Here is a 25,704-nt window from a genome sequence, read left to right on the forward strand (position 1 = left end):
CTTTTTGCATTTGTAATAGTAAGCCTTTTCATAGAAATTTTGTTATAATGAATTGATTAATCTTTCTGTTAATACAAACAGATTAGAATGGGGTGCATATGTTACAAAACATTGGACAAACAGGCATTCAAGCAACTCGAATTGCTTTAGGTTGTATGAGAATGGGTGACTTGGAAGGAAAACAAGCTGAAGAAGTAGTTGGAACAGCATTAGATTTGGGTATTAATTTTTTTGATCATGCTGATATTTATGGGGGAGGGCTATCTGAATTACGCTTTCGAGATGCAATCAAACATTTAAATGTCAATCGTGACAAAATGATTATTCAATCTAAATGTGGGATACGAGAAGGTTACTTTGATTTTTCTAAAGAGTATATTTTATCATCAGTAGATGGTATTTTAGAAAGATTAGGGACAGAATATTTAGATTTTCTCATTCTTCATCGTCCAGATGTATTAGTTGAGCCTGAAGAAGTAGCAGAAGCATTTTCCAAACTGAGGGCAGAAGGTAAAGTAAAACACTTTGGTGTTAGCAATCAAAACCGGTTTCAAATGGAATTGTTACAATCCTACCTTGACGAGCCCTTAGCAGTGAATCAACTTCAATTATCGCCAGCACATACACCAATGTTTGATGCAGGGTTAAATGTTAACATGTTAAATAAAGCTTCAATTGAACATGATGATGGCATTGTTGATTATTGTCGTCTTAAAAGAGTTACCATTCAAGCTTGGTCTCCATTTCAAATTGATTTATCTCGTGGTTTATTTGTTAATCATCCGGATTATAAGGAATTAAATGAAACCATAGCTAAACTGGCAAAAAACTACAATGTTAGCAGCGAAGCTATTGTGATTGCATGGATTTTACGTCATCCTGCCAAAATACAGGCGATTGTTGGTTCAATGAATCCATCTCGTTTAAAGGCAATTGATAAGGCTAATGATATCGCTTTAACCCGTGAAGAAAGGTATGATATTTACCGTAGTGCAGGTAATATATTGCCTTAAACTAAGGGAGAGAGTATAAATTACATACTCTCTTTTTAATTGAGTCAGTTTTTGGTAAAATGAACTGAAATAAATTGTTAAGAAAGAAGGTTATACAATGAATTCATTAAATGGGGAAACTTTACTAACTGGTCTAATTGCCAATCCTGCACGCCACTCTCTATCCCCGTTAATGTGGAATACCTCTTTTCAAGAAAAAAACATGAATTATGCCTATCTGACATTTGAAGTAGAAGAGGGTAAATTAACAGAAGCTGTTCGAGGTGTCAGGGCATTGGGTATTCGTGGTGTTAATGTTTCAATGCCATTTAAACAGAGTGTTATCCCTTTGCTAGATGATTTATCTCCTCAAGCTAAATTAGTGGGTGCTGTAAATACTATCGTTAATCAAGGTGGAACCGGACGTTTAGTAGGCCATATGACAGATGGTATTGGTTGTTTTAAAGCTTTAGCAGCTCAAGGTTTCAGTGCTAAAAATAAAATAATTACAATAGCTGGTATTGGTGGTTCAGGTAAAGCAGTTGCAGTTCAAGCAGCTATGGAGGGAGTTGCGGAAATTAGATTATTTAATCGTAACAGCTCAAATTACGATAAGGTCATTGACTTATCAGATAAAATTAAAAAACAGTTTCAAATAAAGGTAGTCGTTGATTATCTAGAAAATAAGACAGCATTTAAAGACGCTATTAGAACTAGTCATTTTTATATTGATGCTACTAGTTTAGGAATGAAGCCATTAGATAATTATAGTTTAATTAACGATCCAGAAATTTTAACACCGAATTTAGTAGTTGTCGACTTGGTTTACAAGCCTAAAGAAACAGCATTGTTACGATTTGTTAGACAAAATGGAGTGAAACATGCTTATAATGGTCTAGGGATGCTGATTTATCAAGGAGCAGAAGCATTTCAATTAATAACGAATCAAGAAATGCCTATTAGCAGTGTTGAGAGAGTATTACAAACTGAAAATTAATAAAAAACTCTAGAAATATTTCTAGAGTTTTTTATCAACCTTCAATATAGTCTTTTAGATTTTGCCCTGTGAGACCTGCATTGAGTGCAATGAGTAATTTGAGTCTGGCTTTGGGAGCGTTTAGTTCTTTAACAAACATGACACCAGATTCTTGTAATCTTGCTCCGCCACCTTCATATCCGTAAACCGGCTCAGCAATACCGTTAAAACAGCGAGACACTAGAACAACAGGGACACCTTGCTCAATTAATTCTTCGATTTCTTGTGCAGCTTTTGGGGGCATATTCCCTGCACCGAGTGCTTCAATAACTAATCCGCTAATATTTTGAGAATTTAAAAAGCTAATGATACCACTATCACCCATGCCAGCATATGCTTTCACGATAGGAACAGTTCCTGTAATTTTATCTAAATCAAAACGAACTCTCTCTTCAGTTGCTTTAAAGAAAAGCAGGTCTTGTTTCATAATAATCCCAAGGGGTCCATGTGTAGGGGTTTGGAAGGTTGAAACGTTTGTTGTATGTGTTTTTGTGACATATTTAGCAGCATGTATCTCATCATTCATGACAACTAGCACCCCTTTGTCGGCAGCTTTAGTACTATTAGCGACACGGAGGGCTGATAGGTAATTATAAACGCCATCGCTACCAAGTTCATTTGTGCTTCTCATAGCACCGGTAATGATGATTGGGATTTTAGGGAGTATCATTGTGTCTAAAAAATATGCTGTTTCTTCTAAGGTGTCAGTCCCATGCGTAATGACAACACCATCAAAATTACTGGCATGTTGTTTCAGATAGTGATAGATATCAAGCATATGATGAGGGGTGATTTGGGGACTGGGAAGATTTAGAAAATCTACAACAGTCAAATCAAGGTCATCTAATGATAAATCAACGTATTTCATTGGGTTATCGGCGCTGGACATGACCTGTCCCTTCTCGTTAGCATTCATGGAAATCGTTCCACCTGTGTGTAGAACAAGGATTTTTTTCATTGATTTTATACTTCTTTCAAGTTGTGATATAATTTATTTTATCATAAAAAAGAGGGGATGTTGACCCAGTGGCAATTAAGGCAGTATTTTTTGATATTGATGGTACACTTCTTAATGATCGTAAGAATGTACAAAAGTCAACAATTAAAGCAATTCGAAATTTGAAAGACCAAGGAATACTAGTCGGTTTAGCAACGGGGCGAGGTCCTAGTTTTGTACAACCTTTTTTAGAAAACCTTGGTTTAGATTTTGCTGTAACCTATAATGGTCAATATATCTATAGTAGAAGTGAAATTATTTATACCAATCAATTATCTAAGACAACTGTCTATCGTCTGATTCGTTATGCTGGAGCAAGAAGAAGAGAAATTTCATTAGGAACAGCCTCGGGATTACTCGGTTCAGGTATTATTGGTCTAGGAACTAGCCGTTTGGGGCAGATTGTATCTAGCCTTGTTCCGAGAAAATGGGCAAAAGCGATTGAACGAAGCTTTAAGCATTTTATTCGTCGGATTAAACCTCAAAATATTGATAGCCTCATGGTTATCTTACGAGAACCTATTTATCAGGTCGTTTTAGTTGCAACAGAGGGCGAATCAGAGCGAATTCAAAAACAATTTCCTCGTGTTAAATTGACAAGAAGCAGTCCTTACTCAATGGATGTCATTTCTGAAGGGCAGTCAAAAGTTAAGGGAATTGAACGTGTTGGTCAACGCTATGGTTTTGATTTATCAGAAGTGATAGCATTTGGAGATTCTGATAATGATATTGAGATGTTATCTCAAGTTGGCATTGGTGTTGCCATGGGGAACGCTAGTCAGCAAGTGAAAGAAAATGCACGTTATACAACTGCTGACAATAATGATGATGGTATCTCTAAGGCATTAGCCCATTATGGACTTATTCAATTTGAGATTGAAAAAACATTCAGTAGTCGTGACGAGAATTTCAATAAAGTAAAATCCTTCCATCTATTAATGGATGGTGAAACTATTGAAACGCCACGCTTATATGACAGTAAGGAAGCTGGTTTTAGGTCGGACTTTAAAGTAGAAGAAATCGTTGAGTTCTTGTATGCTGCTAGTCAAGGTAACCAAAAAGTATTTGACCAATCTATCCGTAATTTACACTTAGCTATTGATAAAGCAAGAGATAAGGTTATTTCTAAAGACCATCCAGAAACACCATTAGTGGGAGAAGTGGATGCCTTAACAGATTTACTTTACCTGACTTATGGCTCCTTTGTTCTTATGGGAGTCGACCCAAAACCTCTTTTTGATACAGTACATGAGGCCAATATGGGTAAAATCTTTCCAGATGGCAAACCTCATTTTGATCCTGTTACTCATAAAATTTTAAAACCAGACGACTGGGAAGAACATTTCGCTCCTGAGCCATCAATTCGACGTGAATTAGATAGCCAAATTCAGAAATCCTTAAATCGAAAATAAAAATATCCTGAGTTAATATAACTCAGGATATTTTAGAAAGTGAGCGTATTTAAATTTACATTGTCTTATTAGGGTCACGTACAATGAGTAAATCTACTTTAGCGTGACGAAGGATGTATTCTGAGGAAGATCCGATAAGGAAACGTTCAAAGGTATTAAGACCTGTTGCACCAACCATAATCAAGTCTACTTTTTCTTTTTCTGGAATATCATGTGCAAGTAATGTTTTGGGATTACCAAATTCAATGACTTGTCTAACTTTATCTGCTCCTTTTTCACGAGCTTGTTTTTCATATTCCTCAAGGACATCTTTTGCTTCTTTTTCTAATTTTTCATAGATATAAGTATCAAATGTCGCAAAGCTTTGTAGAGCACGTGTATCTATAACATGTGTCAAGATTAATTCAGAATCATTGCGAAGAGCAACGTTAACTGCCTTTTCAAAAGCAAGTTCAGATTCTGTTGATCCATCAATAGCGACAAGGATGCGTTCATATTTTTGTGACATAAGCCTGTCCTCCTCTAAATATAACCAAAAGAGATAACCTCTTGCACTCAACTAGCCATCTTATCAGAAGGAGTGAGTGATGAGTAAGTTAGATATGTTGGTTATTCATTTTATAGCTATATTATAACGTTTTTTCTAGAAAAATGAAAGCGTTTTATGTTAGTTTTCTGAAATAGCTTAATATTAACTTAATCGCTTGATAAACCGCAGTAAATGTTTCAATTTTGAGAATATTTGTTTTATAATGGAAGATACGAGGTATTTTTATGAAGATATTTGATAAATCAATGAAGCTGGAACATGTGGCTTATGATATTAGAGGCCCTGTTTTAGAAGAGGCGGACCGCATGAGGGCAAATGGTGAAAAGATATTGCGGTTAAATACTGGAAATCCAGCTGCCTTTGGCTTCGAAGCGCCAGATGAAGTCATTCGTGATTTAATTACGAATGCGCGTGAATCAGAAGGTTACTCTGATTCGAAAGGTATTTTTTCAGCTCGTAAGGCTGTTATGCAGTATTACCAGTTACAAAACATCCATGTTGACATGGATGATATATACATTGTTAATGGTGTTAGTGAGGGAATCTCTATGTCAATGCAAGCTTTGCTTGATAATGATGACGAGGTTCTAGTTCCAATGCCAGATTACCCGTTATGGACAGCTTGTGTTAGCCTTGCTGGTGGAAATGCTGTGCATTATATTTGTGATGAGGAAGCTAATTGGTATCCTGATATTGATGATATCAAATCAAAAATCACATCCAAAACAAAAGCAATTGTCCTCATTAATCCAAATAATCCAACTGGAGCAGTCTATCCGCGTGAAATTCTGCAAGAGATTGTGGATATCGCTAGACAAAATGACTTGATTATTTTTTCAGACGAGGTTTATGACCGTTTAGTTATGGATGGAATGGAGCATATCCCAATTGCTTCTATTGCAGAGGATATTTTTACAGTTACTTTATCTGGCTTATCTAAATCACATCGCATCTGTGGTTTCCGCGTTGGTTGGATGGTATTGTCTGGTCCGCGACAACATGTTAAAGGTTATATTGAAGGTTTGAATATGTTAGCTAACATGAGGCTGTGTTCAAATGTTCTTGCTCAACAGGTTATTCAAACATCGTTAGGCGGACAGCAATCTATTGATAGTATGTTGTTGCCAGGAGGTCGTATCTACGAGCAACGTAATTATATCCATAAAGCAATTAATGAAATACCTGGTTTATCTGCTGTAAAACCAAATGCTGGACTGTATCTTTTCCCTAAAATTGATACAGATATGTACCGTATTGATAATGATGAAGAGTTTGTGCTTAATTTCTTAAAACAAGAAAAAGTATTACTAACACACGGTAGAGGATTTAATATGAATACCGCTGACCATTTTAGAATTGTTTACTTACCACGTGTTGATGAATTGACTGAACTACAAGAAAAAATGGCTCGCTTTTTAAGCCAATACAAGCGCTAGAATGAATTTTTATTAGATAAATATTAAATTAATAATAGAAGTTCTTAAAATGTACTGATATCGATTTGCAAAAGCTAAAATGCTTTGATATAATTGTAACGCAAAACATACAAAGGATGAAGGAAATGCCGAATTTATTAGAAAAAACTAGAAAAATTACATCCATCTTACAGCGTTCCGTAGATAGCTTAGATGCCGAATTACCATATAATACAATGGCGGCTCAATTAGCTGATATTATTGACTGTAACGCATGTATTATTAATGGTGGTGGTAACTTACTTGGCTATGCCATGAAATATAAAACAAACACTGACCGTGTGGAAGAATTTTTTGAAACAAAACAATTCCCAGATTACTATGTTAAATCTGCTAGTCGTGTTTATGATACAGAAGCTAACTTATCAGTAGATAATGATTTGTCAATTTTCCCAGTTGAGACAAAGGAAAACTTCCAAGATGGTATTACAACAATCGCTCCAATTTATGGTGGTGGAATGCGCTTGGGAACATTTATTATCTGGCGTAATGATAAAGAATTTAGCGACGATGATTTGATTTTAGTTGAAATTGCAAGCACCGTTGTTGGTATTCAATTACTTAACCTTCAAACAGAAAATCTAGAAGAAAATATTCGTAAACAAACAGCGGTGACAATGGCTATCAACACTCTATCTTATTCAGAAATGAAAGCTGTAGCTGCTATCTTAGGAGAATTAGATGGACTTGAAGGACGCCTAACGGCATCTGTTATTGCAGACCGTATTGGAATTACACGTTCCGTTATTGTAAATGCTCTTCGTAAATTGGAGTCTGCGGGAATCATTGAGAGCCGCTCACTCGGTATGAAGGGAACATACCTCAAAGTTATTAACGAAGGTATTTTTGACAAATTAAAAGAATATAATTAATCATAGCATGGGACTGGGAGTAGCTTTCAGTTCCTTTTTTGAAATCAAGAGGAGATAAGAAGAAAAATGACAAAAGCACTCATCTCAATAGACTACACATATGATTTTGTGGCAGATGATGGGAAATTAACGGCAGGTAAACCAGCGCAATCTATCGCTTCAGCTATAGCTGACGTTACAGAGAAAGCATACCGGTCAGGGGATTATATTTTTTTTGCGATTGATAATCATGATATTGGAGATGTTTTTCATCCAGAGACCAATCTTTTTCCTGAGCATAATATTAAAGGAACTTCTGGTAGAAACCTATATGGTCCTTTGGGAACTCTATATGAAACTATTAAGGAAGATAGTCGTGTTTTTTGGATAGATAAGCGCCATTATTCTGCCTTTTCTGGCACTGATTTAGATATTCGCCTACGTGAAAGACGAGTAGATACTTTGATATTGACAGGAGTACTGACAGATATTTGTGTATTACACACAGCAATTGATGCTTATAACTTAGGTTATAAAATTGAGGTCCCAGCAGCAGCTGTAGCTAGCTTAAATGATAGTAATCATCAATGGGCTTTAAATCATTTTAAAACTGTTCTTGGTGCAACTATTCTTTAGTTGAATTATAAAAGAGGTTAGATTTTTATCTAACCTCTTTTATAGTTTAGTCGTAATCATAAAAGCCGTGTCCAGCAGCTTTACCGGTACGTCCTTTATCAATGAATTCTTCTTTAAGCATTTTTGCAAGGTGAGCATGTAAACTATTAGGATCGCTGGTGGTGTCTGAATAATTCTTCATGATATTATAAGCGGTATCGATGCCAATAATATCTAAAATTTCTAAAGGTCCCATCGGTGCTCCTGTTCCTAACTTCCAGGTTTTATCAATAGTTTCAGAATCAGAAACCTTATTATAGTACAATGCTAATGCACTCTCTAAGAATGGAACTAGTATTGAATTAAGAATATAGCCAGGTTGTTCTTTATGAATATGTAAAGGTACCATACCAATATCTTTTGAGAATGCCAAAGCTTCTTTGACAACCTCGTCGTCAGTTCCCTTATGTCCCATAATTTCAACAATATTATTTTGCCAAATATTGTTAGCGAAATGCATTGCTAAAAATTTGTCAGGCCGTCCTGTTATATCAGCAAACTGACTTGGAACAAGTGTTGAAGAATTTGTTGCAAAGATTGTCTTTGAAGGTGCCACTTTAGCTAATTGTTTATAAAAATCTTCTTTTATACTAACTGTTTCTGGGACAGCTTCGATTACTAAATCGGCGTCACTTACAGCTTGGTCTAAGTTTTTTGAAAAAGTAATTTGGTTTGGTAAATCAGCAATCAAGTCTAATGAATCGGCAACTTTTGAAAGAAAAATATGGTCTAAGCTAGGCAATAAGTTTTTATTATACTTGATACTTTTAGCTTTATCACTATATGCTTCTTTTGCTGTTTCAATTTCTGATTGATAGACTTTAGCTAATTTTTTGATGCGTTCTTTTCCCTTATTTAAAGCTTCATCGTTAATGTCATAGATGGTGACAGACATTCCTTTGTAAGCTGCTTGAAAGGCGATTTGACTACCTAGAACGCCACTTCCTGCAACAGTGAGATTTTTAATTGTCATATTACAACCTCCGATACTTATATTCGAAAACGTTTTCGAAGAAAGTTTAACAAAAGATATGTCTAAAAGCAAATATATAGTATGATTATTTTTAAAATAGTATCTTTTTTTACTTGATTTCAGTAAAAAAAGATATATAATATAACATATAAAATAAATAGTATACAATATATAAAGAAGGTGATCTTATTCAATTAAATCAAAGGCAAGAAAGAATTATTGATATTATCAAACAGTTTCAGCCCATTACTGGTGAGCTAATAGCTGAGAAATTAGGAGTAACAAGAGCAGCACTAAGGTCTGATTTGGCGGTTTTAAGTATGCTAGGTATCATAGATGCAAAACCTAAGGTTGGTTATTTTTATTTAGGACAGTATCATGCTTCAATAGGGACAAGTCATTTTGAAAAGATGACAGTTTCAGAAATTATGGGGATCCCTCTGACAGTTCATCAAAAAGATTCAGTTTATGATGTTATTGTAAATATTTTTATGGAAGATACTGGTTGTGCTTTTATCTTGGATGATGATGATTTTCTCTGTGGAGTCGTGTCACGTAAAGATTTACTAAAAACCAGTATTGGCGGAGGAGATCTTTCTAAAATGCCAATAGGAATGGTGATGACACGTATGCCACACGTGACAACTGTTTTAGAAAATGAAAGTCTTTTTGCGGCAGCTGATAAATTAGTGAGCAGGAAAGTGGATAGTCTCCCTGTCGTTCGTCATGATAAGCAATATCCCGAAAAATTTAAAGTGATCGGGAAATTATCTAAAACAATCCTTGCTAGTTTGTTTTTAGAAATAAGAGATTATTAGGAGGAAACTGATGGAAGATCAACTCACTATATTTATTATTTCAGATTCTTTAGGGGAAACAGCCAAAGCTATTGCGAAAGCATGTTTGTCACAATTTCCAGGACATGATGATTGGCATTTTCAACGTTTTTCCTATATTAACAGTCAGGAACGCCTAGAACAAGTTTTTGAAGAGGCTAGCCAGAAGACAGTATTTATGATGTTTAGTTTAGTTGATGTTGCTTTGGCTTCCTATGCACAGAAACGATGTGAAAGTGAACTTTATGCTTATGTTGACTTATTAACAAATGTTATTCAAGGAATATCAAGGATATCGGGTATAGATCCTTTGGGAGAACCAGGGATTTTACGACGCTTAGACAATGATTATTTCAAAAGAGTAGAATCAATAGAATTTGCAGTAAAATATGATGATGGGAGAGATCCACGAGGTATTTTACAAGCAGTTTTAGTTATTATAGGAATTTCAAGAACTTCCAAAACGCCATTAAGTATGTTTTTAGCAGATAAAAATATTAAAGTTATTAATATTCCTTTGGTTCCAGAGGTTCCTGTTCCTAAAGAATTACGTATGATTGATTCTAGGAGGATTATCGGACTAACTAATTCGGTTGATCATCTTAATCAAGTCCGAAAAGTTCTATTAAAGTCCTTAGGTCTTTCTAGTACGGCAAATTATGCCAGTTTAGAACGGATTTTGGAGGAGACGAGGTATGCTGAAGAAGTTATGAAAAATTTAGGTTGCCCAATCATTAATGTATCTGATAAAGCAATCGAAGAAACAGCAACGATTATTTTAGAAATCTTAAAAACAAATGGACAAGTAGCTAAAAATCTGTAAAAGGAGACGCTGATGGAAACTAAGTTTGTGTATCATTTTGATGAAGGTTGTAAGGAAATGAAGGAACTGCTAGGTGGTAAGGGGGCTAATCTAGCTGAAATGACGAGTATTGGGTTACCGGTACCACAAGGTTTTACTATTACAACACAGGCTTGTAATGATTATTATGATAACGCTTGCCATATCCGAGAGAGTATTCTTAGTCAAATTGATCAAGAAATGGCACAATTGGAGGTTGAACAGAACAAGCAATTAGGAAGTGTTGATGATCCTTTGTTGGTGTCAGTTCGGTCAGGAGCAGTTTTTTCAATGCCTAGTATGATGGATACAGTTTTAAATTTAGGGTTAAATGATCGTAGTGTCCAGGGTTTAGTGAAAAAGACAGAAGACGAGCTTTTGCTTATGACAGTTATCGTCGTTTTATCCAAATGTTTGCAGATGTGGTTACAGGTATTCCAAAATATAAATTTGATACCATTTTAGATCGACTTAAGACAGATAAATGTTATCAAGATGACACAGAACTAACTGGTTCAGATTTAAAGAGACTTGTTGAATTTTACAAAGAACTATATCAAAAAGAAGCAGGAGAAAGATTTCCGCAAGATCCTAAAAGGCAGCTTTTGTTAGCAATTAAGGCAGTTTTTAAATCATGGAATAATCCAAGAGCTAAGATTTATCGTAAATTAAATGATATTTCGGAGACGCTTGGAACAGCCGTTAATATCCAAGCTATGGTTTTTGGGAATATGGGAAATAACAGCGGAACGGGAGTTGCTTTTACACGAAACCCATCAACAGGAGCAGCAAATTTATTTGGTGAGTATTTGATTAATGCACAAGGAGAAGATGTTGTTGCAGGTATCAGAACACCACAATCCATATCAAAATTGGCAGAACAAATGCCTATTATTTACCAAGAGTTTGTAAGCGTTACCCAAAAGTTAGAAGCTCATTATCGCGATATGCAAGATATGGAGTTTACAATTGAAAATGGTAATCTTTATATGCTTCAGACGAGAAGCGGTAAGCGTACAGCGAAGGCAGCTATCAAAATAGCAGTAGATCAAGTAAATGAAGGCCTAATTAGTAAAGAAGAAGCTATACTACGTATCGAGCCCAAACAATTAGATCAGTTATTACACCCTTCTTTTGACTTGAAAAGTTTAAAGAAAGCTATTCTTTTGACGACAGGACTTCCAGCTTCTCCTGGAGCTGCTTATGGGAAAGTTTATTTCCATGCAGAAGATGTTGTTCAAGAGATGAAAAAGGGAAATCCAGTGCTATTGGTCAGACAAGAGACATCACCTGAAGATATCGAGGGGATGGTTAGTGCAAACGGGATTATAACAGCAAGAGGCGGAATGACCTCCCATGCGGCAGTAGTAGCCAGAGGAATGGGGAAACCATGCGTTGCAGGTTGTAGTCAATTATTGGTTGATGAAGTAAGACGAGAAATTTCTATTGGGCATCAAACGATAAAAGAAGGTGAGATGTTATCAATCGATGGTGCTACAGGAAATGTTTATATAGGACAAGTTCCGATGGCAGAGACTAGCGTAGATCGTGATTTTGAGATATTTATGAAATGGGTAGATGAAAATCGAGATATGATGGTGTGTTCAAATGCAGATAATCCGAGAGATGCTCAAAAGGCCTTGGACTTTGGAGCCGAAGGAATAGGTCTTTGTCGCACGGAACATATGTTTTTTGACGATGAACGTATTCCAGTCGTTAGAGAAATGATTTTAGCAGATGATGTATTGAGTCGAAGGAAGGCTCTAGAAAGGCTTTTATCTTTCCAAAGAGACGATTTTTATCAAATTTTTAAAGTATTGAAAGGTAAAACTTGTACGATTCGTTTGCTTGACCCTCCTTTACATGAATTCTTACCCTATGATAAAGAGTCTATCGAATCTATGGCAAGACAAATGGGGATATCTACTTTAGCTATTGAAAAACGGATTCAAACATTAGAAGAATTCAACCCTATGTTAGGTCATCGTGGTTGTAGACTTGCGATTACCTATCCGGAAATTTACCAAATGCAGGTGAGAGCTCTTGTACAAGGCGCTATACTTGCAATGAAAGAGGGATATGAGGCAAAGCCAGAAATTATGATTCCTTTAGTGACAGCGCATGAAGAAATCTCTATAATACGTGATCTGATTGAAGAGACAATTATTGAGGAGAGTAAATCTAAAAAAATTAACTTATCATTTCCTATTAGGACAATGATTGAAACACCAAGAGCTTGTATGAAAGCGGATGATATTGCAAAGTTTGCGGATTTCTTTAGTTTTGGGACCAATGATTTAACACAAATGAGCTTTGGATTTTCACGAGATGATGCTGGAAAATTCTTAGGAGAATACGTTGATAAAGGACTTCTAAAAAAAGCCCCTTTCCAAGTTTTAGATCAAAAAGGAATAGGAAGGTTTATTGAACAGGCAGTGAGGTTAGGAAAAGAAGTTAAGCCAAACCTTAAAATAGGTATCTGTGGAGAGCATGGTGGAGAACCATCATCTATTGAGTTCTGTTACCAACAGGGGTTACATTATGTATCGTGTTCGCCGTTTAGGATTCCTATTGCTAAATTAGCGGCTGCACAGGCTAAAATCAAACAAAGCAGAAATGATATAACAATAGATAAATAAACAGTAAACGCTTCTTATCATAGGTAAGAAGCGTTTATTATGAAAAGCTGGGATAATGTGATAACATTGAGAGTTTAATATGCTATAATAGTAGAGACTATCTTAAAACGAAAATGATACAGAGATAAGGAGAACTCATGAAAATTTCTGAAGAAGAAGTGCGTCATGTTGCCAATCTGTCAAAATTGCGCTTTTCTGATCAAGAGACTAAAGAATTTGCGTCAAGTTTGTCAAAGATTGTTGATATGATTGAACTCTTAAATGAAGTTGACACAGAAGGCGTACCAGTAACAACGACCATGGCAGATCGCAAAACCGTGATGCGTGAAGATATTGCTCAACCAGGCAATAATCGTGATGACTTATTTAAAAATGTACCACAGCATCAAGATTATTATATTAAAGTACCTGCAATTCTTGAGGATGGAGGAGATGCCTAATGTCGTTTAATAATCAATCAATTGATCAGTTGCATGATCTTCTCGTTAAAAAAGAAATTTCAGCAACTGAATTAACAAAAGCTACATTGGAAGATATTCATGCGCGTGAACAAGCGGTTGGATCTTTTATTACTATTTCTGATGAGATGGCAATAGCTCAAGCCGAAGAAATTGATGATAAAGGAATTGATGCTGATAATGTTATGTCAGGTATCCCCTTAGCAGTTAAAGATAATATTTCAACAAAGGGGATTCTTACAACAGCTGCTTCTAAAATGCTCTATAACTATGAGCCAATCTTTGATGCTACGGCTGTTGAAAAGTTATATGCTAAAGATATGATTGTGATTGGTAAAGCAAACATGGATGAATTTGCCATGGGAGGCTCTACAGAAACATCTTATTTTAAAAAGACAAACAACGCTTGGGACCATAGTAAAGTTCCGGGAGGATCATCAGGTGGTTCTGCAGCAGCAGTAGCTTCAGGGCAAGTACGTTTGTCGTTGGGCTCTGATACAGGTGGTTCAATTCGCCAACCGGCTTCATTTAATGGAATCGTTGGTATGAAGCCAACTTACGGACGTGTATCACGCTTTGGTTTGTTTGCTTTCGGTAGTTCGCTTGACCAGATTGGACCGATGTCTCAAACAGTAAAAGAGAATGCACAGCTTTTGACAGTTATTTCTGGGCATGATGTAAGAGATTCAACTTCTTCTGAGCGTACTGTAGGCGATTTTACTGCTAAAATTGGTCAAGATATTCAAGGAATGAAAATTGCTTTACCAAAAGAATATTTGGGAGAAGGAATAGCGCCAGGAGTTAAAGAAACGATTATTAAGGCCGCAAAACATCTGGAAAAACTAGGTGCAGTTATTGAGGAAGTTAGTTTACCGCATTCTAAATACGGTGTTGCTGTTTATTATATTATTGCTTCATCGGAAGCTTCTTCAAACCTACAACGTTTTGATGGTATTCGTTATGGATACCGTACAGAAAATTATAAAAACTTGGATGATATCTATGTCAATACACGATCTGAAGGTTTTGGAGATGAAGTTAAGCGTCGCATTATGCTAGGAACGTTCAGTTTATCTTCTGGGTATTACGATGCTTATTATAAAAAAGCAGGTCAAGTTCGTAGTTTGATTATTCAAGATTTTGAAAAAGTTTTCGCAGATTATGACTTGATTTTAGGTCCAACAGCTCCAACAACAGCCTTTGACTTAGATTCTTTAAATCACGATCCAGTTGCAATGTACCTAGCTGATATTCTAACAATACCAGTTAATTTGGCTGGTTTACCAGGTATTTCAATCCCCGCTGGTTTTGATCAAGGTCTACCGGTTGGTATGCAGTTGATTGGTCCGAAATTCAGTGAAGAAACAATATATCAGGTTGCTGCTGCTTTCGAAGCAACGACAGATTATCATAAACAACAACCTAAAATTTTTGGAGGTGAGAACTAATGAATTTTGAAACAGTCATTGGACTTGAAGTCCATGTTGAATTAAATACGAACTCTAAAATTTTCTCACCTTCTTCCGCTCATTTTGGTCAGGAACAAAATGCTAATACAAATGTAATTGACTGGTCTTTCCCAGGTGTTCTTCCGGTTATGAATAAAGGAGTTATTGATGCAGGAATCAAGGCGGCACTTGCCTTGAATATGGATATCCATCAAAACATGCATTTTGATCGTAAAAATTATTTCTATCCAGATAATCCTAAAGCTTATCAAATTTCACAGTTTGATGAGCCTATTGGTTACAATGGTTGGATTGAAATCGAATTAGAAGATGGTACACGAAAAAAAATTCGTATTGAGCGTGCCCACCTCGAAGAAGATGCAGGAAAAAATACACATGGGACAGATGGTTATTCCTATGTTGACCTTAATAGACAAGGTGTTCCACTGATTGAAATTGTATCAGAAGCTGATATGCGTTCTCCTGAGGAAGCTTATGCTTATTTGACAGCTCTCAAAGAGATTATCCAATATACTGGAATTTCTGACGTTAAAATGGAAGAAGGTTCTATGCGTGTAGATGCCAATATTTCACTTCGTCCTTATGGTCAAGAAGAGTTTGGTACTAAAGCAGAACTTAAGAACCTTAACTCATTCAATAATGTACGTAAAGGTTTGATACATGAAGAAAAACGTCAAGCACAAGTTTTACGATCTGGTGGTCAAATTCAGCAAGAGACTCGTCGTTTTGATGAAACAACAGGTGAGACTATTTTGATGCGTGTCAAGGAAGGCTCATCAGATTACCGCTATTTCCCTGAACCAGATCTACCACTATTTGATATCTCGGATGAATGGATTGATCAAGTTCGTTTAGAATTACCAGAATTTCCACAGGAACGTCGTGCGAAATATGTATCGTCTTTTGGTCTATCATCTTATGATGCTAGCCAATTAACAGCTACAAAAGCAACTTCTGATTTCTTTGAAAAAGCTGTTGCTATTGGGGGTGATGCAAAACAAGTTTCCAATTGGTTACAAGGAGAAGTGGCGCAATTTCTTAACAGTGAATCAAAATCAATCGAAGAAATTGGTCTGACTCCTGAGAATTTGGTTGAGATGATTGGCTTGATTGCTGACGGTACAATTTCATCCAAAATTGCTAAAAAAGTTTTTGTGCACTTAGCTAAAAATGGTGGTTCAGCTGAAGAATTCGTTAAAAAGGCTGGTTTAGTTCAAATTTCAGATCCTGAAGTATTAATCCCAATTATTCATCAAGTCTTTGCAGATAATGAAGCTGCTGTGATTGACTTTAAGTCAGGAAAACGCAATGCTGATAAGGCCTTCACAGGTTATCTAATGAAAGCAACAAAAGGACAAGCTAATCCACAAGTTGCTCTGAAGCTGTTAGCGCAAGAATTAGCAAAATTAAAAGAAGAATAGAAATCAGCCTTTTGGCTGGTTTTTATTCGCTAATTTAGCACGAACACCTAGGGATAAATAATTAAGAAGCTAAGATATTTATCAGATGACTTTAACTACAGTGTTTAAGAAATAAAAATGAGGGGAAAAATGACTAAAAAAGAAAAAGGAACAATGATGACCTTAGCTGCCGGACTAGCATGGGGCATTTCTGGAATTAGCGGTCAATACTTGATGTCGCACGGAGTACACGTTAACCTTTTGACTTCTTTACGATTGTTGATAACAGGTATCTTTCTCTTGTCTTTAGCTAGATCAAAACAAAAGGAACATTTAGTAGCAGCGTGGAAACAGCCAAAATTTTTAAAGCAGGTTTTACTTTTTTCTATATTTGGTTTAGTTTTAAACCAATATGCTTTTCTCAGAGCGATTCATTTAACAAATGCTGGAACTGCAACGGTTTTGCAATATATGGCACCAATACTTATTTTGAGTATTGTTTGTATCCTAAACAGACAAAGACCAACATCTTTTGAAATAATAGCAATTGCTATGGCAATTTTAGGAACCTATATGATTGCAACGCATGGGAAGTTAGGAAGTTTAGCTATCACACCGAAAGGATTAATGTGGGGGCTTGGTTCCGCCATTACTTATTCTATTTATATTTTATTACCTGTGAAACTTATTCATGAATGGGGAAGTACGATTGTTATTGGTTCAGGAATGTTTATAGGTGGGATTTTATTTAGTTTGGTGACAAAAGCGTGGCAATACCCCTTACAAATTAATGTGATAAGTATACTTGCCTATATTGGCATTATTGGTATTGGGACTATTTTTGCTTACACTTTTTTCCTTAAAGGGGTTAGTATTGTAGGTGCTGTCAAGGGTAGCTTATTAGCATCGGTAGAGCCAGTTTCTTCGGTATTTTTGACAGTACTTGTTTTAGGAGAAATTTTTTATCCAATAGATTTACTTGGGATGTTGTTTATTTTTCTTGCTGTAACTCTAATCTCTTACAAAGATTTAATTGCATTGAAGAAAATGAAACGAGTAAAATAGTATCTTTTGGGGTTGAAACCCTAATTTAAAGGTCTTTAAAGACCTTTTTTCTTTACTCGCTATCTCTTAAGAATTATGGTAGAATGAATAGTAAAATATATTTTTTGGAGATGAAATTGAGTATAGATGATTATAGGCCGACCTTCGTGGTTGAGGCAGTTTATGATTTAAGAGCAGAAGATTTATTACGTCATGGCATTCGTGCGGTTTTAGTTGATTTAGATAATACACTCATTGCTTGGAATAATCCAGATGGTACTGCTGAGGTGCGTGCATGGTTAGATGAGATGACAACAGCGGATATTTCAGTTGTAGTAGTGTCTAACAACAATCATGCTCGCGTAGAACGTGCAGTATCACGTTTTGGTGTGGATTTTGTAAGTCGTGCGATGAAACCATTTACTCGTGGTATAAACATGGCAATTGAGCGTTATGGCTTTGATCGTGACGAGGTGATTATGGTTGGAGATCAATTGATGACAGATATTCGTGCTAGTCATCGCGCAGGAATAAAGTCCGTATTGGTAAAACCAATTGTTAAATCTGATGCTTGGAATACCAAGTTCAATCGCTTACGTGAACGTCGCGTTTGGAAAAAAATAGAAGAGAATTACGGTAAAATCGTATATCAAAAAGGAATTTAATGGAAGAGTTATTTTGTATTGGCTGCGGAGCCAGGATTCAAACTGAAAATAAAGATGCTGCTGGCTATACACCTCGTGCAGCACTTGAAAAAGGTTTAGAGACAGGAGAATTATACTGTCAGCGTTGTTTCAGATTGCGCCACTATAATGAGATTACTGACGTTCATATCACTGATGATGAATTTTTGAAATTACTACATGAGGTTGGAGATAGTGATGCCCTTGTGGTGAATGTCATTGATATTTTTGATTTCAATGGTTCAATTATTCCTGGTCTTAGTCGTTTCGTTGCAGGAAACGATGTTCTTTTAGTAGGAAATAAAAAAGATATTCTTCCCAAATCGGTTAAAGATGGAAAAGTAACACAATGGTTAACTGAGAGAGCTCATGAAGAGGGGCTTCGTCCTGTTGATGTCATCTTGACAAGTGCCCAAAATCATCATGCTATTAAGGATTTGATTGATACGATTGAAAAGTATCGTCATGGTCGAGATGTTTATGTTGTTGGGGTTACTAATGTTGGAAAGTCAACTCTCATTAACGCTATTATTCGTGAAATTACTGGTAGTCGTGATGTTATTACGACCTCACGTTTCCCAGGTACAACATTAGATAAAATAGAAATACCTCTTGATGATGGTAGCTATATTTTTGATACTCCGGGTATTATTCATCGTCATCAAATGGCTCATTATTTGACAGCAAAAAATCTTAAATATGTTAGTCCTAAAAAAGAAATAAAACCCAAAACTTATCAGCTTAATTCAGAACAAACATTATTCTTGGCTGGCCTAGCACGTTTTGATTTTATTTCTGGTCAAAAACAAGGTTTTACGGCATATTTTGATAATAACCTGAATTTACACCGCACCAAACTAGTTGGAGCAGATGAATTTTACACTAAACATGTTGGAAAATTATTGACACCACCAACAGGTAAGGAAGTTTCAGATTTTCCTAAATTAGTTCGTCATGAATTTACAATCAAAGATAAAATGGATATTGTTTATTCGGGTCTTGGTTGGATACGTGTGAAATCAGAAGCAGAAAATCCAGTAGTAGTAGCTGCTTGGGCTCCAGAAGGCGTGGCAGTTGTTTTACGCAAAGCTTTAATTTAATAACTAAATTAACCAGCAACAATATGACGATTTTTCATCTAATTTAGCTGATGATACAGTCATAATCCTATAATAGATAAAAAGGAAACTAATATGTTAACATCTAAACAACGTGCTTTCTTAAAATCAGAAGCACATTCTATGAAACCCATTATTCAAATTGGGAAAAATGGTTTAAATGATCAAATCAAAACAAGCGTACGTAATGCACTCGATGCACGTGAGCTAATCAAAGTAACCCTTTTACAAAATACCGATGAAGATATCCACGATGTCGCTGAAGTTCTGGAAGATGAAATTGGCTGCGATACTGTCCTTAAAATAGGACGTATCTTGATTCTTTATAAAGAGTCAGCGCGCAAAGAAAATCGTAAAATTTCAGTTAAAGTAAAAGCAGTAAAATCAAACTAAACTACAATAGATTAAGAAATAGAGTATAGAACTAAAAAACGATTTACCTAAGTTACACTTCCGTATGATAGCTGATCATGATAATCAGTGTTTGTTTTTTTAGAGATACTACTTGTTCATGGAGGAATTATGGCACTCGAATTGCTAACACCATTTACAAAAGTTGAATTAGAAGAGAAAAAGCGAGATACTAACCGAAAACAAATTGGAATTATGGGAGGAAATTTTAACCCTGTTCATAACGCCCACCTTGTTGTTGCAGATCAAGTACGTCAGCAATTGTGTTTAGACCAAGTTTTGTTGATGCCTGAATTTCAGCCACCACATATTGATAAAAAAGAGACAATTGATGAACAGCATCGTCTCAAGATGCTTGAATTAGCAATAGAAGGCATTGATGGTTTATCTATTGAACCAATTGAAATTGAACGTAAAGGTATCAGCTATACATACGATACGATGAAGCTTCTAATTGAAAAAAATCCAGATGTTGATTATTATTTCATTATTGGGGCAGATATGGTGGAATATCTACCTAAGTGGCATCGTATTGATGAACTTGTTAAAATGGTGCAGTTTGTTGGTGTTCAACGTCCAAAATATAAAGCTGGTACATCATATCCCGTTATTTGGGTGGATCTGCCATTGATGGATATCTCATCAAGTATGATTCGTCAATTTATTAAAAGTAATCGTCAGCCCAACTATTTACTGCCTAAAGAGGTATTAGATTATATCAGGAAAGAAGGTCTTTACAAATGACCTACAAAGATTACACAGGTTTAGATCGGACTGAACTTTTGAGTAAAGTGCGTCATATGATGTCCGACAAGCGCTTTAATCATGTGTTAGGAGTAGAGCGTGCTGCAATAGAGTTAGCAGAACGGTATGGTTATGATAAGGAAAAAGCGGGTCTAGCTGCTTTATTACATGATTATGCTAAGGAACTATCTGATGATGAATTTCTTAGATTAATTGATAAATACCAACTAGATCCCGACCTAAAAAAATGGGGTAATAATATTTGGCATGGTCTTGTTGGCATTTATAAAATACAAGAGGATCTAGCTATCAAAGATCAAGATATTTTAGCTGCTATTGCAAAACATACTGTTGGTTCAGCCCAAATGTCCACATTGGATAAAATCGTTTATGTAGCAGATTACATTGAACACAATCGAGATTTTCCAGGAGTTGAAGAAGCTCGTGAGTTAGCGAAAGTTGACCTTAATAAAGCAGTAGCTTATGAGACTGCTAGAACAGTCGCCTTTTTAGCAAGTAAGGCTCAGCCTATCTATCCTAAAACGATTGAAACCTATAATGCTTATATACCTTATCTCGACTAATTCTTTTATTGAAATAATGGTCATGATAGGTTTGGCGATGCAGTGGTCATTTTGGAGGAAAGTATGACTTGTGCACTTTTACTAATTGATATCCAACAAGGCATTATGGATAAGAAACCAAAGCATTTAACAAATTTTGCAGAGCTTTTAGATGATTTACTTTTAAGTGCCAAAGGTTCTAATTGTGAAGTGATATGGATAAGGCATCATGATAAGGAATTGCCTCAAGGTTCTCCACAGTGGGAGATTTGGGAACAACGACATCTTGTGACGCATCACAAAATAATTGATAAAACTTACAATAGTTGTTTTAAAGATACTCATTTACATGATTACTTGCAAAGTAAGCATATTAGTCAATTAATCATGATGGGACTTCAAACAGAATACTGTTTTGATACATCAGTAAAAGTTGCTTTTGAATATGGTTATGATATCTTTATTCCACAAGGTGGACACCTAACATTTGATACACTAACTTTAAGTGGGGATTCTATTAAAAAACATTACGAGAATATTTGGCATCATCGTTTTGCGACAATGGTAGCAAAAGATAGCTTATTGAAATTAATAAACGAGGAATAAAATGACAGAAAAAGACTTACTACAGCTAGTCGTTAAGGCTGCAGATGAAAAACGAGCAGAAGATATTGTAATTTTAGATTTACAGCCTGTAACGAGTGTTGCAGATTACTTTGTGATTATGAGTGCAAGTAATAGTAGGCAGTTAGAAGCAATCGCAGACAATATCCGTGAACAAGTAAAAGGAAATGGTGGGGATGCTAGCCACCTTGAAGGCGATAGTAAAGCTGGTTGGGTACTTCTTGACCTCAATAGCGTCGTGGTTCATATCTTCTCTGAAGATGAGAGACAGCACTATAACCTTGAAAAACTTTGGCATGAAGCACCATTGCTTGATGCTGAAGACTTTATGACAGAATAAAGCTAAGCAGTCTTGGGACTGCTTTTTGAGAGATGTAATATCAAGAAAGATTTGAGAACTATTATATGGCAACGTATGAAACTTTTGCAGCTGTTTATGATGCTGTCATGGATGATACTTTATATGATAAATGGACTGATTTTTCACTTCGTCATTTTCCAAAAGGTAAGAAAAAACTTTTGGAATTAGCATGTGGTACGGGAATTCAGTCTGTTCGATTTGCACAAGCTGGTTATGCTGTTACAGGACTTGATCTTAGTGGCGATATGCTGAAACTTGCCAAAAAACGTGCAACTTCTGCTCACCAAAGTATCCAGTTTATTGAAGGAAATATGTTAGATTTATCTAATGTAGGTAAATATGATCTCATCACGTGCTATTCAGACTCTATTTGTTATATGCAAGATGAAGTTGAGGTTGGTGATGTTTTTATCGAGGTCTATAAGGCCTTAGAAGAAAATGGCGTCTTTATTTTTGATGTTCATTCGACTTATCAAACAGATAAAGTATTTCCTGGTTATTCTTATCATGAAAATGCAGATGACTTTGCTATGGTGTGGGATACTTATGAAGATGATGCACCTCATTCTATTGTCCATGAATTAACATTTTTTGTTCAAGAAGAAGATGGTCGATTTACACGTCATGATGAAGTTCATGAAGAGCGTACTTATGATATTTTGACTTATGATATTTTACTTGAACAGGCAGGTTTTAAAGATGTTAAGGTGTATGCAGATTTTGAAGATAAAAAACCAACTGCAACTTCTGCTCGCTGGTTTTTTGTAGCTCATAAATAAGTAATAATTTGGAGGTAAAAAGATGATAATATTCTTATACGCTTGTCTGATGATATTTGGGATACTTTATATTATTGAACGTCGGGTAAGTCAGAAAAAGTCTAAAGTTATTTTGGGATTATTGATGAACCCTAAACTTCATTTGGATTTATTATCGGCATTAAAACCATTTGAAAAAGAAACAGATCGTCTCATATACCTTCGTAAAACTTATCACCTAGATATTATTGATGCTGTTACTTTAAATAATCAATTGAAAGAGAAAGAAGTATGACAGTTACAGGAATTGTTGCCGAATTTAATCCCTTTCATAATGGCCATAAGTACCTTTTAGAACAAGCTCAAGGAATAAAAGTAATAGCCATGTCGGGTAATTTTATGCAACGTGGTGAGCCGGCGATTGTAGATAAATGGACCCGTGCCCAGATGGCACTAGAAAATGGTGCTGATTTAGTGATTGAACTCCCTTTTCTGGTTTCGGTACAGTCAGCGGATTATTTCGCTAGTGGAGCTGTGTCTATCCTGGCACGATTAGGTGTGGATAACTTATGCTTCGGTACCGAAGAAATGCTTGATTATGACCGTATTGGGGATATTTATGTGAATAAAAAAGAGGAGATGGAAGCTTTTTTGAAAAAACAATCGGATTCTCTTTCCTATCCACAAAAAATGCAAGCTATGTGGCAAGAATTTGCAGGGATTGCATTTTCGGGACAAACCCCAAATCACATTTTAGGCTTAGCCTACACCAAAGCAGCTAGCCAAAATGGTATTCGATTAAATCCGATACAACGTCAAGGAGCTGGTTATCATTCATCAGAAAAAACAGAGATATTTGCTTCTGCAACAAGTCTTCGTAAACATCAATCTGATCGTTTCTTTGTAGAAAAAGGTATGCCTAACAGTGACTTGTTTTTGAATAGTCCACAAGTAGTTTGGCAAGATTATTTTAGTTTACTCAAATATCAGATAATGACGCATTCTGATTTGACACAAATTTATCAAGTGAATGAAGAGATAGCCAATCGTATAAAAAGTCAAATTCGTTATGTGGAGACTGTGGATGAGTTAGTTGATAAAGTCGCAACTAAACGGTATACCAAAGCAAGAATTCGACGTTTATTAACCTATATCTTGATAAATGCTGTGGAAAGTCCGATACCAAATGCTATTCATGTCTTAGGTTTTACACAAAAAGGTCAACAGCATTTAAAGTCTGTGAAGAAGTCTGTGGATATCGTGACGAGGATTGGTTCACAAACGTGGGATAGTTTGACGCAACGAGCAGATTCTGTTTATCAGATGGGAAATGCTAATATAGCAGAGCAAACATGGGGACGTATCCCTTTTCATCAATCTGTTAGTCAAAGTGACCTTTGATTTAAGCTTTATAAATTAATCATCACAAAATAATATTTTTCCCTTGACCCTTACTTAACGTTATACATTATACTCTTTTTAGAGAGGTTATTATGAAAACAGTTAAAGAAATAAGTCACATTTCTGGTATTAGTGTGCGCACACTTCATTATTATGATGAAATAGATTTGTTACCTCCTTCATTTGTAGGAGAGAATGGTTATCGTTACTATGATGATGAATCACTGATCAAGTTACAAGAAATTTTGTTATTAAGGAACTGGAATTTCCTCTTAAAAAAATAAAAGAGATAATGGATAGTCCAAATTATGATCGTAATCAAGCACTTCTTGATCAAATTAGGTGGCTGGAACTAAAGAAACAGCGACTAGAAGAAGTAATTGAACATGCAAAGTCTATCCAGAGGGGTAAAAATATGTCAGATTTTACAGCTTATAATCAAGAGGAATTAGAAGCATTTCAAGAGGAAGCTAGAACACGCTGGGGGGATACAGATAGTTACAAAGAATTTGAAAATAGCCATAGTAAGAATGATTTTTCAATGATTTCACAAGCTATGAGTCAGATTTTTAAAGACTTTGGACAGTTGAAAGAACTTTCTCCGACAGATGAGAAAGTTCAAAAACAAGTTCAGATTTTACAAGATTATATCACAGCTCAGTTTTACAACTGCACTAACGATTTATTAGCAAGTCTTGGAATAATGTACATCCAAGATGAGCGTTTCCAAAAGTCTATTGATAATTGGGGAGGCCAGGGAACAGCATTATTTGTTTCTAAAGCTATAGATAGCTATTGTCATTAGGCTATATTTTAGGTTTGCAATGAAATGATAGGAATCAAGGAACAGTAGACATTATTAAAAATGTCAGACTCTTATCTAAATTTTTGACAGTAAGGAGCAAAAAGAGTAGACTGTAGGCATAGAAAGGTAGGTATCGTTATGAAAGGATTTCATGGGAATATCGAAAAATTGACACTAGGAAATACAAATTTCCGCCAAGTCCTCTATACCGCAGAACATTGTCAACTCGTTTTAATGACACTGCCTGTTGGTGGAGAAATTGGTAGCGAGATTCATGCAGAAAATGATCAGTTTTTCCGTTTTGAAGCTGGTCATGGTAAGGTTGTCATTGATGGTAATGAATATGAAGTTGCAGATGGAGACGCTATAATAGTTCCGGCAGGTGCTGAACATAACGTAATTAACACTTCTGAAACTGAGATGTTAAAACTCTATACAATTTACAGTCCAGCTCATCACAAAGATGGTATTATCCGTGCCACAAGAGAAGAAGCTGAAGAAAATGAAGAAGATTTTGATGGAGTTACTACTGAAACTAAATAATACTAGACTAAAAAGCGCTATGTCAATAGCGCTTTTTAGCTTAAT

At 35.7% G+C, this 25,704-nt stretch carries 26 protein-coding genes and 2 pseudogenes; 25 read left to right on the forward strand and 3 right to left on the reverse strand.

Features of this window, described 5'->3' with window-relative positions; all coding sequences use genetic code 11:
* Positions 1-98 precede the first annotated feature (98 nt).
* Both HMPREF9171_RS110415 and aroE read left to right on the forward strand, forming a co-directional pair.
* The gene (locus HMPREF9171_RS110415; protein ID WP_000939990.1) at positions 99-1,013 is read left to right on the forward strand and encodes an aldo/keto reductase; all 915 of its coding nucleotides are present in this window, start codon (positions 99-101) and stop codon (positions 1,011-1,013) included.
* 97 nt (positions 1,014-1,110) lie between these two features.
* A complete protein-coding gene (gene aroE, locus HMPREF9171_RS110410) occupies positions 1,111-1,989 on the forward strand; it encodes a shikimate dehydrogenase (RefSeq protein ID WP_001086863.1) in 879 nt (292 codons plus the stop codon).
* 34 nt (positions 1,990-2,023) lie between these two features.
* Here aroE and HMPREF9171_RS110405 read toward each other — a convergent pair whose 3' ends face one another.
* On the reverse strand, positions 2,024-2,986 hold the full coding sequence (locus tag HMPREF9171_RS110405; RefSeq protein WP_000723060.1) for an asparaginase: 963 nt from the start codon (positions 2,984-2,986) through the stop codon (positions 2,024-2,026).
* A 68-nt stretch (positions 2,987-3,054) separates the two neighbouring features.
* Between HMPREF9171_RS110405 and HMPREF9171_RS110400 the strand changes: the two genes are divergently transcribed.
* Positions 3,055-4,437 carry an HAD-IIB family hydrolase gene (locus tag HMPREF9171_RS110400; RefSeq protein WP_000974897.1) on the forward strand — a complete coding sequence of 461 codons (1,383 nt, stop codon included), beginning with the start codon at positions 3,055-3,057 and terminating at the stop codon, positions 4,435-4,437.
* A gap of 55 nt (positions 4,438-4,492) precedes the next feature.
* Here the strand turns inward: HMPREF9171_RS110400 and HMPREF9171_RS110395 are convergent, their stop codons facing one another.
* Positions 4,493-4,945 (reverse strand): universal stress protein, encoded by a 453-nt coding sequence (locus tag HMPREF9171_RS110395; protein WP_000080032.1) that lies wholly within the window; start codon positions 4,943-4,945, stop codon positions 4,493-4,495.
* 266 nt (positions 4,946-5,211) lie between these two features.
* On the opposite strand from HMPREF9171_RS110395, the gene HMPREF9171_RS110390 reads away from it, so the two are divergent.
* The 3 genes from HMPREF9171_RS110390 (at position 5,212) to HMPREF9171_RS110380 (ending at position 7,949) form a co-directional block, all read left to right on the forward strand.
* Positions 5,212-6,423 carry a pyridoxal phosphate-dependent aminotransferase gene (locus HMPREF9171_RS110390; protein WP_000688108.1) on the forward strand — a complete coding sequence of 404 codons (1,212 nt, stop codon included), beginning with the start codon at positions 5,212-5,214 and terminating at the stop codon, positions 6,421-6,423.
* A 125-nt stretch (positions 6,424-6,548) separates the two neighbouring features.
* Positions 6,549-7,334, forward strand: coding sequence for a GTP-sensing pleiotropic transcriptional regulator CodY (codY, locus tag HMPREF9171_RS110385; RefSeq protein WP_001133183.1), 786 nt, complete (start codon positions 6,549-6,551; stop codon positions 7,332-7,334).
* 66 nt (positions 7,335-7,400) lie between these two features.
* Positions 7,401-7,949, forward strand: coding sequence for a cysteine hydrolase family protein (locus tag HMPREF9171_RS110380; protein ID WP_000158744.1), 549 nt, complete (start codon positions 7,401-7,403; stop codon positions 7,947-7,949).
* Positions 7,950-7,995: 46 nt separating this feature from the next.
* Here the strand turns inward: HMPREF9171_RS110380 and HMPREF9171_RS110375 are convergent, their stop codons facing one another.
* On the reverse strand, positions 7,996-8,976 hold the full coding sequence (locus tag HMPREF9171_RS110375) for a 3-hydroxyacyl-CoA dehydrogenase (RefSeq protein ID WP_256365589.1): 981 nt from the start codon (positions 8,974-8,976) through the stop codon (positions 7,996-7,998).
* Between the two features lie 173 nt (positions 8,977-9,149).
* Here HMPREF9171_RS110375 and ccpN point away from each other — a divergent pair, with 173 nt between their 5' ends.
* The 19 genes and pseudogenes from ccpN (at position 9,150) to HMPREF9171_RS110280 (ending at position 25,659) form a co-directional block, all read left to right on the forward strand.
* The gene (ccpN, locus tag HMPREF9171_RS110370) at positions 9,150-9,779 is read left to right on the forward strand and encodes a transcriptional regulator CcpN (RefSeq protein ID WP_100224448.1); all 630 of its coding nucleotides are present in this window, start codon (positions 9,150-9,152) and stop codon (positions 9,777-9,779) included.
* Between the two features lie 10 nt (positions 9,780-9,789).
* Positions 9,790-10,620, forward strand: a complete 831-nt coding sequence (locus HMPREF9171_RS110365; RefSeq protein WP_000390096.1) for a pyruvate, water dikinase regulatory protein — start codon at positions 9,790-9,792, stop codon at positions 10,618-10,620.
* 12 nt (positions 10,621-10,632) lie between these two features.
* Positions 10,633-13,277: pseudogene (gene ppdK / locus HMPREF9171_RS110355) on the forward strand (pyruvate, phosphate dikinase).
* 137 nt (positions 13,278-13,414) lie between these two features.
* Positions 13,415-13,717, forward strand: a complete 303-nt coding sequence (gene gatC, locus HMPREF9171_RS110350) for an Asp-tRNA(Asn)/Glu-tRNA(Gln) amidotransferase subunit GatC (protein ID WP_000703033.1) — start codon at positions 13,415-13,417, stop codon at positions 13,715-13,717.
* Positions 13,717-15,183 carry an Asp-tRNA(Asn)/Glu-tRNA(Gln) amidotransferase subunit GatA gene (gene gatA / locus HMPREF9171_RS110345; protein WP_000009533.1) on the forward strand — a complete coding sequence of 489 codons (1,467 nt, stop codon included), beginning with the start codon at positions 13,717-13,719 and terminating at the stop codon, positions 15,181-15,183. The genes gatC and gatA overlap by 1 nt, the downstream gene beginning before the upstream one ends.
* On the forward strand, positions 15,183-16,625 hold the full coding sequence (gene gatB / locus HMPREF9171_RS110340) for an Asp-tRNA(Asn)/Glu-tRNA(Gln) amidotransferase subunit GatB (RefSeq protein WP_001008627.1): 1,443 nt from the start codon (positions 15,183-15,185) through the stop codon (positions 16,623-16,625). The genes gatA and gatB overlap by 1 nt, the downstream gene beginning before the upstream one ends.
* 129 nt (positions 16,626-16,754) lie before the next feature.
* Positions 16,755-17,669, forward strand: coding sequence for a DMT family transporter (locus HMPREF9171_RS110335; RefSeq protein ID WP_000161966.1), 915 nt, complete (start codon positions 16,755-16,757; stop codon positions 17,667-17,669).
* A gap of 116 nt (positions 17,670-17,785) precedes the next feature.
* Positions 17,786-18,313 (forward strand): YqeG family HAD IIIA-type phosphatase, encoded by a 528-nt coding sequence (locus HMPREF9171_RS110330; RefSeq protein WP_000020580.1) that lies wholly within the window; start codon positions 17,786-17,788, stop codon positions 18,311-18,313.
* Positions 18,313-19,431, forward strand: coding sequence for a ribosome biogenesis GTPase YqeH (gene yqeH, locus HMPREF9171_RS110325; protein ID WP_000391742.1), 1,119 nt, complete (start codon positions 18,313-18,315; stop codon positions 19,429-19,431). The genes HMPREF9171_RS110330 and yqeH overlap by 1 nt, the downstream gene beginning before the upstream one ends.
* Before the next feature lie 93 nt (positions 19,432-19,524).
* Entirely contained in the window at positions 19,525-19,842 is a 318-nt protein-coding gene (yhbY, locus tag HMPREF9171_RS110320) for a ribosome assembly RNA-binding protein YhbY (protein WP_000958131.1), read from the forward strand.
* Between the two features lie 129 nt (positions 19,843-19,971).
* Positions 19,972-20,604 (forward strand): nicotinate-nucleotide adenylyltransferase, encoded by a 633-nt coding sequence (locus HMPREF9171_RS110315; protein WP_001162766.1) that lies wholly within the window; start codon positions 19,972-19,974, stop codon positions 20,602-20,604.
* The gene (gene yqeK / locus HMPREF9171_RS110310) at positions 20,601-21,188 is read left to right on the forward strand and encodes a bis(5'-nucleosyl)-tetraphosphatase (symmetrical) YqeK (RefSeq protein WP_000221167.1); all 588 of its coding nucleotides are present in this window, start codon (positions 20,601-20,603) and stop codon (positions 21,186-21,188) included. The genes HMPREF9171_RS110315 and yqeK overlap by 4 nt, the downstream gene beginning before the upstream one ends.
* A 63-nt stretch (positions 21,189-21,251) precedes the next feature.
* A complete protein-coding gene (locus tag HMPREF9171_RS110305; protein WP_000128169.1) occupies positions 21,252-21,773 on the forward strand; it encodes a cysteine hydrolase family protein in 522 nt (173 codons plus the stop codon).
* 1 nt (position 21,774) lies between these two features.
* Positions 21,775-22,131: a ribosome silencing factor gene (gene rsfS / locus HMPREF9171_RS110300; protein WP_000136423.1), complete on the forward strand. Its 357-nt coding sequence runs from the start codon at positions 21,775-21,777 to the stop codon at positions 22,129-22,131.
* A gap of 65 nt (positions 22,132-22,196) precedes the next feature.
* On the forward strand, positions 22,197-22,931 hold the full coding sequence (locus tag HMPREF9171_RS110295; protein WP_000257075.1) for a class I SAM-dependent DNA methyltransferase: 735 nt from the start codon (positions 22,197-22,199) through the stop codon (positions 22,929-22,931).
* A gap of 22 nt (positions 22,932-22,953) precedes the next feature.
* Positions 22,954-23,205 (forward strand): hypothetical protein, encoded by a 252-nt coding sequence (locus HMPREF9171_RS110290; protein ID WP_000583230.1) that lies wholly within the window; start codon positions 22,954-22,956, stop codon positions 23,203-23,205.
* Positions 23,202-24,311: a nucleotidyltransferase gene (locus HMPREF9171_RS110285; protein ID WP_000218980.1), complete on the forward strand. Its 1,110-nt coding sequence runs from the start codon at positions 23,202-23,204 to the stop codon at positions 24,309-24,311. Before HMPREF9171_RS110290 ends, HMPREF9171_RS110285 begins: the two co-directional genes overlap by 4 nt.
* A 92-nt stretch (positions 24,312-24,403) precedes the next feature.
* Positions 24,404-25,116 (forward strand): annotated as a pseudogene (locus HMPREF9171_RS01000000112935) (MerR family transcriptional regulator).
* 138 nt (positions 25,117-25,254) lie between these two features.
* Positions 25,255-25,659 (forward strand): cupin domain-containing protein, encoded by a 405-nt coding sequence (locus tag HMPREF9171_RS110280; protein ID WP_000675692.1) that lies wholly within the window; start codon positions 25,255-25,257, stop codon positions 25,657-25,659.
* Positions 25,660-25,704 lie beyond the last annotated feature (45 nt).

The sequence above is a fragment of the Streptococcus agalactiae ATCC 13813 genome, from assembly GCF_000186445.1.
Classification (GTDB): Bacteria; Bacillota; Bacilli; order Lactobacillales; family Streptococcaceae; genus Streptococcus; species Streptococcus agalactiae.